Genomic DNA, 14,138 nt, shown 5'->3' on the forward strand with positions numbered 1-14,138 from the left:
CTTGGTCCAAAGGTGCCCATTAACCGGTTCAGGGTCAAACCATCCCGTTCTGCTGCGCATACTTGATCAGCGTCAGCGGTGTGCGGGCACCGGTTTTCCGGCCGATGTTCTTCCGGTGGGTTTCTACCGTGAATTCGGAGATGAAGAGCGTTTTGCTGATCTCGGGTGTGGAGAGGCCCTGCACGATGAGGCGGATGATCTCCACTTCGCGTGGCGTCAGGCGGCTTTCGGCGCCGGCCGCCTGCTGCTGGCGAACGCTGCGCTGGTAAGCCACCTCGATGGAACGCTGCAGGTACTGCTCGCCCTTCATGACGCGGTCTATGGCCGTCAGCAGCTCTTCCGGCTTCACGTTCTTGAGCAGGTAGCCGCGTGCGCCGGCTTCGAGCAGCGAGCTGATGTGCTGGGTGCTTTCGTGCATCGACAGCACGATCACACGGATGAGCGGGAACCGCTCACCCAGCGTTTTGGTGAGCCATAGTCCCGATTGTTGGCCCATGCTGATGTCGGTCAGCACCAGGTCGGGCTGCAGCCGCGCAATGAGCGGCAGCGCCTCCTCGGCAGACGTTGCCTTGCCCAGCACGGATACCTGCGGGCGGTCCTCCAGGATAGAGCTGATGCCGTCGAGCAGGAGCTCGTGGTCGTCTACCAATACAATGGTCGTTCGTTCGCGGTTCATACGGAGGCCCCTCCTCCTTCGGTCGCTGCAGTTCTCCAAACGTGAATGATGGTCGTGGTTCCCTTTCCCGGGGTACTGTCGATTTGCACGTCTCCGTCGAAGAAGGCAATCCGGCTCCGGATGTTGCGGATGCCGAGGCCGGCCGCCGCCGTGGCGGGGTCGAATCCGCGCCCGTCGTCTTCCACGATCAGCTGCACTTCTTCGGCATCGGCCGACAACTGTATTTGTACAGCCCCGGCGCCGGCATGCTTCAGCACGTTGTTGCACAGTTCCTGAAAGGACCGGTACAGGGCCAGCGACAGCATATCACCAGGCAGTGGCCCCTCGATGTGCGTGAATAGCGTAAACGTGGTTTGCATACTGGCATCGTTCAGCTTCTCCACGGCCTGGGCCAGTGCTTTTTCGAGCCCAAAATGCAGCAGCAGTTCCGGCGTCACCTGGTGCGACAAGGCGCGTACTTCCGAACCTGCCTGTCCGAGCAGATCGTCCACCTTGTCTAGTGTGGCGCTGCCGTCGCGGGCTTTATTCAGCTGCATGGCGGCAGCGGCCAGGGTTTGCGTCACGCCATCGTGGAGCTCACCTGCGATGCGGCGGCGTTCAGCCTCTTCGGCCTCCATCACGGCCAGCGTGCGCCGCCGGTGTTCGCTTAGTTGTTCGAGTGCGAGGCGCGTGCGGTAGCGGCTTTTCATCAGCTTGGAGGCATACACGCCGGAGGCAGCCAGCAGCAACAGTCCGCCACCCAGGGCGAGGAGCCAGCGCTGCTGGTTGCTGTTGCGCAGCCGGGCCTCGAGGTTTTCCTTTTTTAGCCGCAGGTTTTCGGCCGTCTTTTTCTGGGTTTCAAACTGCACCTGCATTTCCGCGAGCGCTTTGCCATAATGCTCTTCGCGCAAGCTGTCGTTTTGCGCCAGCAGCTTCTTCAGGTAGGTGACGGCCATCGGGTGGTTGCCCACCTTTTCGTAGCTCCCCGAGAGCGATTCATAGGCCGCTTTCAGCTTGAGGCGGTTGCCCAGGGAATTGCTCAGCGCCTCCGATTTGCGGGCCCAAGCGATGGCCTGCAGCGGCGCGCCGGTGCGGTTATAAAGGTCGGCGAGCTCCAGGTAGTCGGAGGCCAGCATGCCGGGGTCGGCCACTTTTTCGCGCGTGACAGCGGCGGTGCGCAACATCTCAATGGCTTCCCGGAGACGTCCTTGCTGGTAATAGCTGCGTCCCAGAATGTTCAGCCCGTTGCCCAGGTCAAACTGACTGTTGCTGCTGCGGGCCGTGGCGATTCCTTTGAGGGCGAAGGATTCGGCGCTGCGGTAGTCGCCCAGCGTATTGTAGCAGGCGGCGATGTTGCACAGCAGCACCGCGCGGTAGTCGTATTTTTCTTCGGGATGCAGGGAGAGCACCTCGTCGAAAAAGCGGATCGCCTCGCGCGGCTTTCCATCTTCCATATAAGCCCAGCCGATGCTGATGAGCGTGCTGGTGGCGCTGGCCTTGTCGTTGCGCCTGCGCGCGATGGCTAGGGCCGTGCTGAAGGTCTCGAGGGCTTTGTCGAACTGCGCCTGCTTCACATAGCACTGGCCTTTGAGTATATAAAATTTCACCAGTGCCGTGTCGGTGCCGATGCCTTCGATCTGCTTCAGCGCGCTGTCGATGGAATGAATGACCGTTTCGGGCGGGTTGTGACGGTAGTTGAACCAGGCGTTGAAGAAAACGGACTGGATAATCCCGTGCCGGTGCTTTTCCGCCCGCGCCTTTTGGGCCAGCAGGTCGATCAGGCGGCGGGCCGCGTCGTCGTCGCTGCGCATCTGCGTCGGGATGGCGCGGATGAGCGAGTCGATCGATGGTTCCGCACCCGCCCGGGCAATGGCGCAGAGGCCCCCGGCGAGCAACAGCGACAAGAGCCAGCGCTTCAGGTGGGTACGGTAAGCAGTCATAGTGAACGGTAAGCCGTGGTATTCAGCATACAAAATAGAAAATTTTCCGCTTCCGCCGGGGCAAAGCTCCCGCGCAAGGCACCTAAGGCCAAAGCACTAGCCGCCGTGCGTTGCGGGAGGACCGCGCACATGACTGAACTTTTACACGAACGCCCTTGGCCCGGTTCGACCTTTGCCGGGCTTTTTTATGCGAACCACCAGCCCACCCCTCCCCTCCGCGCTACCGGCGGCTATCAGCATCCGGAATGTCAGCTTTCAACAGGTGCAGCACTACCTCGGGCTGCAGAACGAGCTTTTCTACCTCGCCGACTCCCGCGACCGCCCCGTGAACCGCGCACTGCTGCGGCCGTTCAAGCTGCAGGAATTCTCCGTGCTGTATGTCGACAGCGGCACGCTTACGCTGCGCTACGGCACCGAAACGCTGCAGCTTTCCTCCGGCTCTCTCCTGCTTCGGCTCAACGATTCCGTGCTCCAGGTGCGACAGTTCAGCGCCGACTGCCGGGTGCGGGTGCTGGGCTTCACGCGCGAGCTCGTATCGCGATCGGGGCTTCACAAAAAACACCTGGAAGCACTAGCTTTCCTGTCGGCGCAAGCGCACCCGCACCTTGTACTCACGGAAAGCGAGGCGACGGCCATTGGCGCACTGCTCGACATGCTGCAGGCCAAGAGCCGCCTCACCGGGAAACCGCCGTTCTATGAAGAAACGGTGGCCCACGCCTTTGCGCTCCTGGCGCTGGAATTGGCGGTCAGCCTGCAGCGCGTGCACGGGCGATCGCTGCACGGCACGCAGCGTAGCGGGCACCTCGCCCTGCAGTTTCTCAACCTCGTGCAGGAGCACGTGACGCAGGAGCGCAGCGTTCAGTTTTACGCAGCGCGCCTCAATGTGACACCCAAATACTTGTCGCGCTGCGTCAAGGAAGCCACCGGACGCACCTGCAGCGAGCAGATCGATGAGCTCGTGGTGCTCGAGGCCAAGGTGCTGCTCGACGACCCCGGCCTGAGCATTGCGCAGGTAGCCGACCGTCTTCATTTCAGCAATCCTTTCTACTTCAGCCGCTTCTTCAAAAGCCATACGGGGCTTACTCCGTCATCGTATCGTCATGCAAACTGACGTCGTTTAGCGAAAAGGGAAAAACCGGTATGTTTTGGCGACGTACAGGTATTTGCGCGGGCCTGTCCGCCCGTGAATTTTGCGGCATCAAATCAAAAGTCACGACCATGAAAAAGATGATGGCAGCAGCGCTCGCAGCAGCAGCGCTCACCGCAACGAACGCCCAGGCACAGAAAGGACTTTCCCTTGAAGTAAAAGGCATTCCCCAATTCAGCTTCCTGCAAAACAGCGACGACAACAACAAAAGCGGCATCGACCGCAAAGCGACCTTCGACGGCGCCTTCGGTGTAGGTGCCACCTACGGCATCAGCAGCAAAGCCGGCATTGGCCTTGACGTGCTCTACTCAATCCAGGGACAGAAGTACGAAGTGGCCAACGGAACCAACTTCTGGAAACTCAGCTACGTTAAGATCCCGCTGTATTTCACCTATACGGCCAGCCCCGCCCGCGCTGTATCGTTCACCGCCAAAGTAGGCCCGCAACTGAGCCTGCTCACCGGCGCGAGCATCACCAACGGCGAAGGCCATGACCTGGTCGCCGATATGAAAGACCGCTACGAAGGCGTCACCTTCGGAGCTGTAGCCGGCGCCGGCGCACGCTTTCGCCTCAGCAGCAACCTGTCCCTCAATACGCAGGTGCGCTTCGACTATGACTTCACCAACGCCGAAGACGAGAGCTACGCACAGTACCCCGCCGGCCGCGCCAAGACCTACAACAGCACTGCCGGACTCGAAGTGGGACTGGCTTACCGCCTGAAATAACGACCGGGCAAGGTTGGTAAGAAAGGTTGGCCTGCCACTCGTGTAGGGCATTAAGAAAAGGGAGCGAAAGCTCCCTTTTCTTTTTTCACAGAATAAATGGCACGAGGACAGGGAACCAGTTATTGCCAGCCGCCGCCGAGGCTGCGGTAGATCTGCACCACCGCGTCGAGCTGGTCGCGCTTCGTTTCCACGAGCTCCAGCTTGGCTTCCAGCACATCGCGTTGCGTCATCAGCACTTCGAGGTAGTCGGCGCGGGCGGAAGAGAAGAGCGTATTCGAAATATCGATCGAGCGGGTCAGCGCCTCCACTTCTTTCGACTTCAGCGCATAGCCCTGTTGCAGATTCTGTACCCGCGCCAGCTGCGTAGACACTTCGAGGTAGGCGTTGAGCACGGTGCGCTCGTAGTGATACAGCGCCTGCAGCTGCCGCGCGCTGGCGCTGTTGAATTCGGCACGGATCGCGTTGCGGTTGATCAGCGGGCCGGCGAGGTCGGCGCCGAGGTTATACAACAGCGATTCGGGAAACTTGACGAGGTAAGACGGCTTGAACGCCTGTAGGCCGATCGCCGAGGAAAGCTCCAGCGAGGGAAAGAATTCCTTGCGCGCCACCTGCACATCGAGCTTCGCGGCCGCCAACTCAAGCTCCGCCTGCCGAATGTCGGGGCGTGCGGCCAGCAGCTGCGCGGGGAGCCCGGCCTGCACGGGCGGCGTGCTGCGGTCCAGCAAGCTCACCGGCGCCCGCTCGATGGGCTGCGGGTAGTGCCCCAGCAGGAGGTGAAGCCGGTTCTCGGTTTCGCGGATCTGCTGCAGGATGCCGAACTCGAGGCTTTGCGTGTGGTACACTTCGGCGCTGAACTTCTGCACCGCCAGCTCGGTCACGCGGCTCGCTTCCTTCTGCACTTTCACCAGCTCGAGAGCATTGCCCTGCAGGGCGATGTTCTGCCGCACGATGGCCAGCTGGTTATCGAGCGCCAGCAGCTCATTGTAGGAGGCAGCCACTTCCGCCACGAGGTTCGTATAAAGGAAGTTCCGTCCTTCCACCGTAGACAGGTAGCGCAGTACCGCCGCTTTTTTGGCGGTGCGCAGCTTATTCCAGATGTCCACTTCCCAACGGGCATAGACCGACGCCGTAATGTCGGTGAGCGGGTCGGGAACTTCCTTTCCGTCCACGATCTCGGTGGAAGCGTCGCCGGCGCCCTGGCTGGTGTAGCGGCCTACCTTTTCAACGCCGAGACCGAGGCGCGCGCCTACGGTGGGGCGAAGCGCTCCCTGGCGGAAGAGGATATCGCTCTTGGCGATCTGGATTTCCTGGAAGGTGCTGAGCACTTCCTGGTTGCGCACCAGCGCGGTGTCGATGAGGCGCTGCAGGTAGGGATCGGTAAAAAACTGGCGCCAGCGCGTCTGCGCGCTGTTCGTTGTATCGTTGCCGCCGCCGGCATAGGCAGCCGGCACGGCGCGATTGGGTGTGACCTCCACGGCGGCGGGCACTTTACAGGCCGCTGCCGCAAGTGCCAGCGCGGCGATCGGTCCGTATTTCTTCAGTCTACGCATAGGTATCAACTTTCTCGTGGTGATGAGTAACTGCTTCGGTAACGGGATTTTCTTCCTCGTCGGGAACCATCGGCTTCTTCTCGGAAATTTTGGCGAACAGGTAATAAAGGCCGGGAATGATCAGCACACCGAAGAGGGTGCCGAAGAGCATGCCGCCCGCGGCTGCGGAGCCGATGGTGCGGTTGCCCACCGCGCCGGGCCCGGAGGCGAACAGCAGCGGGATCAGGCCGGCGATAAACGCGAAGGACGTCATCAGGATCGGTCGGAAACGCTGCGCCGATCCTTCGATGGCGGCCTGCAGCACCGACTCGCCCGAGCGGTGCTTCTGCACAGCAAACTCCACGATCAGCACCGCATTCTTGCCCAGCAGGCCGATGAGCATCACCATCGCCACCTGCGCGTATATGTTGTTTTCAAGACCCATCACCTTCAGCAGGAAGAAGGTGCCGAAGATCCCCGCTGGCAGCGACAGGATCACCGGGAAGGGCAGCAGGAAGCTCTCGTATTGCGCCGCCAGCAGCAGGTATACGAAGCCGAGGCAGATGAGGAAGATGTAGATCGCCTCGTTGCCGCGGGCTACTTCGTCGGCCGAAATGCCGGCCCAGTCGATGCCAAAGCCGCGGGGCAGCGCGGTCTTCGCCACTTCATTCACCGCGTCGATGGCCGTGCCGGAGCTGTAGCCCGGCGCGGGCGCACCACTGATCTCCGATGCGTTGTACAGGTTGTGCCGCGTGATCTCCGACAAGCCGTACACTTTTTCCAGGTGCATGAAAGCGGAGAACGGAACCATCTCGCCTTTGTCGTTCTTCACATACAGCTTGAGGATGTCTTCGGGCAGCGCGCGGTATTGCGGCGAGGCCTGCACCATCACCTTGTACTGACGATCGTACTTGATGAAGCTCGTTTCGTAGTTGGAGCCCACGAGCGTGGACAGCGTGCTCATTGCATTGTCGATGGTGACGCCCTTTTGCTGCGCCACGTCGTTGTCGATGCGCAACAGGTATTGCGGGAAGGAGGCGCTATAGAATGTAAACACCGACGACAGCTCGGGACGCTTGCTCAGCGCGGCCACGAAGTCGTGGCTCACCTTTTCCATCTTTTTATAATCGCCCGAGCCGCCCTTGTCGAGCAGGCGCAGCTCGAAGCCGCCCGCGGCGCCGTAACCGGGCACGGCCGGTGGCAGGAAGAATTCGATCGTGGCACCGGGGATGGCCGCGGCCTTGGCTTCGAGCGCCTCCATTACTTCGAGGGCGGAATGCTTGCGGGCTTCCCAGCTTTTTAGGTTAACGAGGCAGGTACCCGTGTTGGCGCCGGTGCCTTCGGAAAGGATCTCGTAGCCCGCGAGCGCAGACACCGACTGCACGTCGGGGATCTCCTCGGCGATCTTCTGGAGCCGCTCCGAGGCCGCGTTGGTGCGCTCCAGCGTGGAGCCCGGCGGCGTCTGGATAACGGCGTAGAACATGCCCTGGTCTTCGTTCGGAATGAAGCCGGCGGGCACGCGGCCGCTCATGAACCAGGTGCCGGCGCAGAAGGCGATCAGCAGCCCGAACGTGATCACGCGGCGGTTGACGATATAGCCCAGCACCTTGCGGTAGCGGCCCGTAACACGGTTGAACCAGCTGTTGAAGCCGTCGAGCGTGCGGTTGATCACGCTGCGGCGGCGTGGCTGGCCGTGGGTATTCTTCAACATCATCGCGCACAAGGCGGGCGTCAGCGTCAGTGCCACGAGGCCCGAGAGGATGATGGCCGTGGCCATGGTAATGGAGAACTGCCGGTAGAAGATACCTACGGGTCCGGACATGAAGGCCACCGGTATGAATACGGCCGCCATCACCAGCGTAATGGCGATGATCGCGCCGCTGATCTCGTGCATCGCTTCTTCAGTGGCCTGCAGGGGTGGCAGGTGCTTGATCTCCATTTTAGCGTGCACCGCCTCGATCACCACGATGGCGTTGTCGACCACGATACCGATCGCGAGCACAAGGGCAAACAGCGTGATGAGGTTGAGCGTAATGCCGAAGATCTGCAGGAACAGGAAAGTACCCACGAGCGACACAGGTACGGCAATGGCGGGGATGAGCGTGGAGCGCCAGTCGCCGAGGAACAGGAACACCACGATGCCTACGAGCAGGAAGGCCTCAACGAGTGTGTGGATCACCTTCTCGATGGAGGCGTCCAGGAACTTCGAAACGTCGTAGGAGATCTCGTAGTCGATGTCTTTGGGGAAAGAAGCCGCCTTGATCTCGGCGAGCTTAGCCTTTACGTCGGCGATGACCTGGCTGGCGTTGGAGCCGTAGGATTGCTTCAGCACAATGGCCGCCGAAGGGCGCCCGTTCAGGTTGGAGTAGAGATCGTACATCGACGAGCCGAACTCGATATCGGCCACGTCCTTCAGGCGAAGCAGCTCACCGTCGCCGCTGGCGCGGAGCACGATGTTGCCGTATTCTTCCTTCGTACTGTAGCGGCCCGGGTATTTCAGCACGTATTCAAATGCTTCGGAACGTTTGCCCGATGCTTCACCGGCCTTGCCGGGCGAGGCTTCGAGGCTTTGTTCGTCGAGGGCTTTCATCACTTCGTCGGCCGAGATCTTGTAGGCGAGCATACGGTCGGGCTTCAGCCAGATGCGCATGGCATACTCGCGGTTGCCGAGGATGTCGGCGTAGCCCACGCCGTTCACGCGCTTCAGCTCCGAGAGAATGTTGATGTCGGCGAAGTTGAAGAGGAACTTCTGGTCCATCTTCGGGTTCTTGCTGTACAGGTTGATGTACATCAGCATGCTCGACTCTTCGCGGGTGATCTTGACGCCTTCGCGCACCACCAGCGGCGGCAGTTTGTTCACCACCGAGGCTACGCGGTTCTGCACGTTCACCGCGGCGATGTTGGGGTCGGTGCCGAGGTTGAACACGACCTGGATGGTGGCTTCGCCGTCGTTGCCGGCGTCGGAGGCCATGTATTTCATGCCCGGCACGCCGTTGATGGCGCGCTCCAGCGGGATGAGCACCGCCTTGGTCATAAGCTCGCCGTTGGCGCCGGGGTATTCGGCCACCACGTTCACCTTCGGCGGCGAGATGGAAGGAAACTGCGTCACCGGCAGCTTCAGCATGGAGATCACCCCCAGGAACACAATGAGCAGGGAGATGACGATGGACAGGACGGGCCTGTGTATGAATTTGTTGAACATAGAATGTGTTTTTGCGTGAGGCGTGAACCGTGAGGCGTGAACCGTGAGGCGTGAACCGTGCGCCGCAAAGCGCTCACGCCTGACGCCTCACGCCTCACGAAGGGTTACTCCGCTTTCAGTCTCAGATCATTAATCACCTTGCGCGGCTCGACGTAATCCGCCTCGATCTTGTTGTCTTCCTTTACTTTCTGCACCCCTTCGAGCAGGATCTTATCTCCTTCCGAAAGGCCGCTGCTCACCACGTAGAGGTCGGGCATGGTGCCGGCCAGGGTGATGTTGCGGGCGTGCACGATGCCGCCTGCGTCGACTACGTACACGAAGGTTTTGTCCTGGATCTCGTAGGTGGCTTTCTGCGGGATCAGCAGCGCGCCGCGCAGCGGCACGGTCATGCGCACCTTGCCGGTCTCTCCGTTACGAAGCAGGCGCTCCGGGTTCGGAAAGCGCGCGCGGAAGGCGATGTTGCCGGTTTCATTGTCAAACTCGCTTTCGATCGTCTCTACCTGGCCGGCGTACTTCAGCGCCTCGTTGTTGGCCAGCAGCAGGTTCACGCGGGCACTGCCGCGGTTCTGCGTATTGCTTTTGTAATCGAGGTATTCAGGCTCCGACACGTTGAAGTAGGCAAACACCTGGCTGTTGTCGGAGAGGCTGGTGAGCAGCTGGCCCTCGTCTACAAGGCTGCCCAGCTTCAGCGGGAGGCGGTCGATGGTGCCGTCGAAGGGCGCGCGGATCTCGGTGAAGGAAAGGTGCAGCTTCGCCAGCGCCATCTCGGCGCGGGCGCCGTCCAGCTTCGCCTTGGCGAGCGACAGCTCGTTGGGCGAAACGATCTTTTTGTCGGCCAGCGTCTTCGTGTTCTGGTACTCGATGACCGCGGCGTCGGCCTCGGCTTTCGCCTTCAGGAATTCGGCCTCGTATACTTTGGGCATGATGCGGAACAGGAGCTGCCCGGCATGCACGGCCTGGCCTTCATCCACGAAGCTGCTCTGGAGGTAGCCTTTCTCCTGGGCGCGGATCTCGATGTTGCGCACCGAGCGGATCTGCGATACATATTCCTTCACGAAGGACGTATCCATCTTGAGCGGCGTGGTGACCGCGTATTTGGCGGTCTCTTCTTTTTCTTCTTTGACGGAGGAACAGGCGGTCCAGCAAAGCAGGACACACAGGCCCGGGAGCAGTGCAAGTTTTTTCATGATATGACGGGAGTTAAACGACGATACAGTGGTTCAGCCCGCGGCGGCCGGCGGGCGTGGCTACGCGCAGGGCGCGGCGGGGGGAGCAAAGTTGTCTTACAGGCGCAGGCTGCACAGCGCGAGGTAGCGCCGCGCATCGCCGCCAAGGAAAGGCGCGTTCGGCCGGATGGTCGGCCGGGTGCGGCTTCCGGCACGGGCAGCCAGCAACCCAAAGAAGCCGCCGAGGGAATAGCCCAGCAGCAGGAAGGCATCGGGATGACTGTCCTCCTCATCGTCTTCCAGGTCGAAAAAAGAGGAAGTGGAGGTATCCATTTCTGCCGAAAAAGCAGCTGCAAAAGCGGTTCGGGGGGAAAGCCGTTGGGCGGTGGTGGCCGTTCGGGTACCTGCAGAAGCCGAAGGCCGGAGCGCACGGGCCTCGCTCCTGCCGCACAGCAGGAACAGGAATAAACCGAGGCAAAAGTAGACGGCGGCTTTCATCGGCGGCCCAAAAGTAAATGTTCCCGTTGGCCGCCGCGGCAGCACACACCTTAACGCCCGGTTAATGACGTTCACTGGGAACGCTTGGAGTCGGTCTTTTTAACGCGAAGCAAATGAGAAAGGACTTCGACGCCGAGGAGACGAAGATGCAAACGACGCTTTATCCCCAGAATGGCCCATCTGCCGCTCACCGCAGGACGCATCCTGGTTCAGGAATGGTCAAAAGCCCTCAGCGACGGCTGCGGGCTTTTTTCTTTTTCAAGGTCGATTGGACTTTAGCACGGGGCGCCTTGCTGGCGGAAAGTTTCGGCGAGCCGTTCACATAGGGCAGCGGGTTCACCCAGTGGCCGCTTTGCTTGACGCCGAAGTGCAGGTGGGGCGGCGTGCTGCGGGCGTTGCCGGTATTGCCTACCGTTCCGATCACCTGTCCCTTGCGCACATGCTGGCCTTCGCGCACCAGCTGCTTGTCGAGGTGGGCATAGTAGGCGGTCCAGGGCTGGCCGGCGGGCTTCAGCCAGAGCGTCTTGCCACCTACCGGCATCCGCGCGCGCTCCGTGATGATGCCATCGGCAAGGGCCACCACCGGCGTGCCTTTGCGGGCGTGAATGTCGATCCCCTTGTGCCGGCGGATGCCGCCACCACGGCTGGCGCCCCACTTGTCGCGGATGCGGCTGCCGCCGGCCACCGGGAACACCAGCGAGCGGCTTACCGAGCTCCGGCGGGCCGTGCTCTTTTTCCCCGGCCTGGTGGTGAAGGACAAGGAAATGGCTGCGATCGCAAAAAGCGCGAGCAGGGGCAGGAGGGTTTTTCTCATCGGGGTGGATTTACCCCCATAACTGCCCGGCCGCCGATTTATTTTACGGCAGCTGCTAAAAGAATCTTAATACCGGCCTCAGGATCGGTCCACCAGCTTCCAGGACGCTTCATCGTATCGATCGCCCACATCCGGGTAGCGGTCCAGCAGTTCCTGCACGCGGCGCAGCTGCGCCGCATTCAGCTCCAGGTCGGGGGCGCCGGCATTGTCGGCCAGGTTTTTCCGCTTTTTGGTGCCGGGTATCGGGATGATGTGCTCGCCCTGCGCCAGCAACCAGGCCAGCGCCAGTTGCGCGGGCGTGCAGCCCAGCTCGGTGGCCAGCGCCGCAAAGGCCGCCGCCAGGCTTTCATTGTTCTGCTGGTGCGCCTCCTGGTAGCGGGGCAGCTTTTTACGGAAATCGGTATCGGGCAACTCCGACAGTTTCAGTGTGTTGGTCATAAGCCCACGGGCCAGCGGGCTGAACGGCACAAAGGCGATCCCGAGCTCCTTGCAGGTGGGGATCACGTCCCGTTCGGCATCGCGGGTGAGCAGGGAGTACTCGCTTTGCACGGCGGCAATAGGATGCACGGCATGCGCCTTCCGGATGCTGTTGGCGGAAACTTCCGACAGGCCAATGTGGCGCACCTTCCCGGCCTGCACCAGGCCCGCCATCGCGGTGACCGTTTCCTCTACCGGCACATTCGGATCGATGCGGTGGGCGTAATAGAGGTCGATGGTTTCGATCCCAAGCCGCTTGAGGCTGGCCTCGACTGCTTGCTGCATATAAGCCGGCGAACCGTCGAAGATCATCCCGCCGGGTGTTTGCGTGAAGCCGAATTTGGTGGCGATAAAAACCTTGTCGCGGTTGGGTGCCAGCACCTTCGAAAGCAACTCCTCGTTGCGACCCGAGCCATACACATCGGCAGTGTCCCAGAAGTTGATACCCAGCTCGAGGGCCAGGTTCAGCGTTGCGATGGATTCGGTGTCATCGGGTGTGCCGTAGGCATGGCTCATGCTCATGCAACCCAGTCCGATGGCGGATACCGGCTCGTTTCCCAACAGGCGCTTTTTCATATACAGGCTTTCACCAAAAGTAGCAGCGGGCCAGATGCCTTATCGCTGCACAGGTGCGCTCCGGAGGCCTTTTCGCGCCCGCCCTTTTTTCGCCGCTTCCCTAGCGTTCCTGATGCGTTTCCAGGTGCTGTTGTCGCTGTCGAACACCGTGTTGAGGCCCTGCTCTTCCATCGGCGGATCGCCCATATAGTCATCGCCGGGCTTCCAGAATACCTGCCCGGGAATGGGACGCGCGCTGCCGCCGAAGGCCCAGAAGTTGACGCCGGCAATAGGGCCGTCGCTGGCGGCGCTCCGCAGCCATTGGTCAAGCAATAACCCGAAGTACTGATCGCGCAGCCGGGTGCTTGAAGCGGGATCAAACGATTGCCCGTCGCGGGGCAGTCCGAACTCCTCCAGTACCAGCGGCTTGCGTAAACGGGTTGCGATCTTCCGGTGAGCGTCGAGGTAGGCCATCGTTTTATCGATCACCTGCCGGCGGTCTTGTTCCATACTGTCGGGCCGGAACCAGCCCCAGTTTTTAGGCCAGATATGAATGGTGAGATAATCCACGTTCGGGTCGCGGTGCACGGTTTCATAGAGCGCGGTATCCTGCGTGCCAATATAGCCTTCGTGGCCGAGCGTCACCAATTGCCGGGGCGCGCGCGCCTTGATAAAAGCAGCGGTTTCGCGGCACCACTGCACATAAGCTTCGTTGGAGGAGGGGCGCATCGGCCGCGGTTCGTTGGCCAGCTCCCAGGTCATGATCGTGGGGTCGTCTGCATAGCGCTTGCCGTTGATCCGGTTCGTCCGTCCAACTAAGTGGTCCACCTGCTGCTGATAGGCCGTAACGCACGGTGCGCAGGTATAGAAGCGGCTCACCTCGTCGCGCAGCTCGTCCCAGGAAAGCCTGCGCTGCAGCGTCGAATCGGGTAATCGTCCGTTCCAGTTCAGGTACTGCAGGAAGCCGCCGCTCCATTCCCAGTTATTGCTCAGCATGATGACGGCTTTCATCCCGCGCTTGCCCATTTCGGCCAGCAGCACATCGAGGCCCTCCAGCACCGCATCGTCGAAAACGCCCTGCTGCGGCTGGAGTGGCGGCCCCACGCGGCGTACACCATTCACCAGTCCGCTGCCTTCGGCGCCGCCGAGCAGGCGCAGGTTGGTCACGCCCCGGCTCCTTAAGAAATCGAGCTCCCTGCGCAGCCGTGCCCTACCCTGCTTCTTACCGGCACCCTGGCCCAGCAGGGAGCCATACCAGTAGTTGGCGCCCAGGTAGTAATACGGTTTCCCGCCATAATGCAGCTGGCCGTTGCGTGCCTGTACAAAAGACTGCGCGGGCAGGGAAGTGGAAATGGCCAGCAGCAGAATAACCGGCGCGCACGAAACGAGACGTGTAAGGAGGAACATGAACGGGAGCATTGAGTGCTCCC

General features: G+C 61.2%; 11 protein-coding genes. 2 read left to right on the plus strand and 9 right to left on the minus strand.

The genetic code is table 11. The features are described from left to right. Positions 1-34: 34 nt before the first annotated feature. Both E0486_RS06660 and E0486_RS06665 read right to left on the minus strand, forming a co-directional pair. A complete protein-coding gene (locus tag E0486_RS06660; RefSeq protein ID WP_131851367.1) occupies positions 35-676 on the minus strand; it encodes a response regulator in 642 nt (213 codons plus the stop codon). After that, positions 673-2,595 (minus strand): tetratricopeptide repeat-containing sensor histidine kinase, encoded by a 1,923-nt coding sequence (locus tag E0486_RS06665; RefSeq protein WP_131851368.1) that lies wholly within the window; start codon positions 2,593-2,595, stop codon positions 673-675. Before E0486_RS06665 ends, E0486_RS06660 begins: the two co-directional genes overlap by 4 nt. Before the next feature lie 187 nt (positions 2,596-2,782). On the opposite strand from E0486_RS06665, the gene E0486_RS06670 reads away from it, so the two are divergent. Beyond that, positions 2,783-3,706: a helix-turn-helix domain-containing protein gene (locus E0486_RS06670; RefSeq protein ID WP_131851369.1), complete on the plus strand. Its 924-nt coding sequence runs from the start codon at positions 2,783-2,785 to the stop codon at positions 3,704-3,706. A gap of 107 nt (positions 3,707-3,813) precedes the next feature. Beyond that, positions 3,814-4,467: an outer membrane beta-barrel protein gene (locus E0486_RS06675; RefSeq protein WP_165917220.1), complete on the plus strand. Its 654-nt coding sequence runs from the start codon at positions 3,814-3,816 to the stop codon at positions 4,465-4,467. A 119-nt stretch (positions 4,468-4,586) separates the two neighbouring features. Here E0486_RS06675 and E0486_RS06680 read toward each other — a convergent pair whose 3' ends face one another. The 7 genes from E0486_RS06680 to E0486_RS06710 form a co-directional block, all read right to left on the minus strand. Beyond that, positions 4,587-6,017, minus strand: a complete 1,431-nt coding sequence (locus E0486_RS06680; RefSeq protein ID WP_131851371.1) for a TolC family protein — start codon at positions 6,015-6,017, stop codon at positions 4,587-4,589. Next, positions 6,010-9,198 (minus strand): efflux RND transporter permease subunit, encoded by a 3,189-nt coding sequence (locus E0486_RS06685; protein ID WP_131851372.1) that lies wholly within the window; start codon positions 9,196-9,198, stop codon positions 6,010-6,012. The genes E0486_RS06680 and E0486_RS06685 overlap by 8 nt, the downstream gene beginning before the upstream one ends. A gap of 104 nt (positions 9,199-9,302) precedes the next feature. Then, on the minus strand, positions 9,303-10,385 hold the full coding sequence (locus E0486_RS06690; protein WP_131851373.1) for an efflux RND transporter periplasmic adaptor subunit: 1,083 nt from the start codon (positions 10,383-10,385) through the stop codon (positions 9,303-9,305). A 96-nt stretch (positions 10,386-10,481) separates the two neighbouring features. Then, positions 10,482-10,862: a hypothetical protein gene (locus tag E0486_RS06695; RefSeq protein ID WP_131851374.1), complete on the minus strand. Its 381-nt coding sequence runs from the start codon at positions 10,860-10,862 to the stop codon at positions 10,482-10,484. 229 nt (positions 10,863-11,091) lie between these two features. Further along, positions 11,092-11,676, minus strand: a complete 585-nt coding sequence (locus tag E0486_RS06700) for a M23 family metallopeptidase (RefSeq protein WP_131851375.1) — start codon at positions 11,674-11,676, stop codon at positions 11,092-11,094. Positions 11,677-11,754: 78 nt separating this feature from the next. Continuing rightward, entirely contained in the window at positions 11,755-12,729 is a 975-nt protein-coding gene (locus E0486_RS06705; RefSeq protein ID WP_131851376.1) for an aldo/keto reductase, read from the minus strand. A gap of 39 nt (positions 12,730-12,768) precedes the next feature. Beyond that, the gene (locus E0486_RS06710; protein WP_131851377.1) at positions 12,769-14,115 is read right to left on the minus strand and encodes a glycoside hydrolase 5 family protein; all 1,347 of its coding nucleotides are present in this window, start codon (positions 14,113-14,115) and stop codon (positions 12,769-12,771) included. Positions 14,116-14,138: the final 23 nt, after the last annotated feature.

Origin of the sequence: Flaviaesturariibacter aridisoli, from assembly GCF_004343705.1 — a bacterium.
Classification (GTDB): Bacteria; Bacteroidota; Bacteroidia; order Chitinophagales; family Chitinophagaceae; genus Flavisolibacter; species Flavisolibacter aridisoli.

Excerpts from the sequence above, each read along its gene's own strand:
- E0486_RS06660 (WP_131851367.1), bottom strand. The coding sequence starts at position 676 with ATGAACCGCGAACGAACGACCATTGTATTGGTAGACGACCACGAGCTC.
- E0486_RS06665 (WP_131851368.1), bottom strand. The coding sequence starts at position 2,595 with ATGACTGCTTACCGTACCCACCTGAAGCGCTGGCTCTTGTCGCTGTTG.
- E0486_RS06670 (WP_131851369.1), top strand. The coding sequence starts at position 2,783 with ATGCGAACCACCAGCCCACCCCTCCCCTCCGCGCTACCGGCGGCTATC.
- E0486_RS06675 (WP_165917220.1), top strand. The coding sequence starts at position 3,814 with ATGAAAAAGATGATGGCAGCAGCGCTCGCAGCAGCAGCGCTCACCGCA.
- E0486_RS06680 (WP_131851371.1), bottom strand. The coding sequence starts at position 6,017 with ATGCGTAGACTGAAGAAATACGGACCGATCGCCGCGCTGGCACTTGCG.
- E0486_RS06685 (WP_131851372.1), bottom strand. The coding sequence starts at position 9,198 with ATGTTCAACAAATTCATACACAGGCCCGTCCTGTCCATCGTCATCTCC.
- E0486_RS06690 (WP_131851373.1), bottom strand. The coding sequence starts at position 10,385 with ATGAAAAAACTTGCACTGCTCCCGGGCCTGTGTGTCCTGCTTTGCTGG.
- E0486_RS06695 (WP_131851374.1), bottom strand. The coding sequence starts at position 10,862 with ATGAAAGCCGCCGTCTACTTTTGCCTCGGTTTATTCCTGTTCCTGCTG.
- E0486_RS06700 (WP_131851375.1), bottom strand. The coding sequence starts at position 11,676 with ATGAGAAAAACCCTCCTGCCCCTGCTCGCGCTTTTTGCGATCGCAGCC.
- E0486_RS06705 (WP_131851376.1), bottom strand. The coding sequence starts at position 12,729 with ATGAAAAAGCGCCTGTTGGGAAACGAGCCGGTATCCGCCATCGGACTG.
- E0486_RS06710 (WP_131851377.1), bottom strand. The coding sequence starts at position 14,115 with ATGTTCCTCCTTACACGTCTCGTTTCGTGCGCGCCGGTTATTCTGCTG.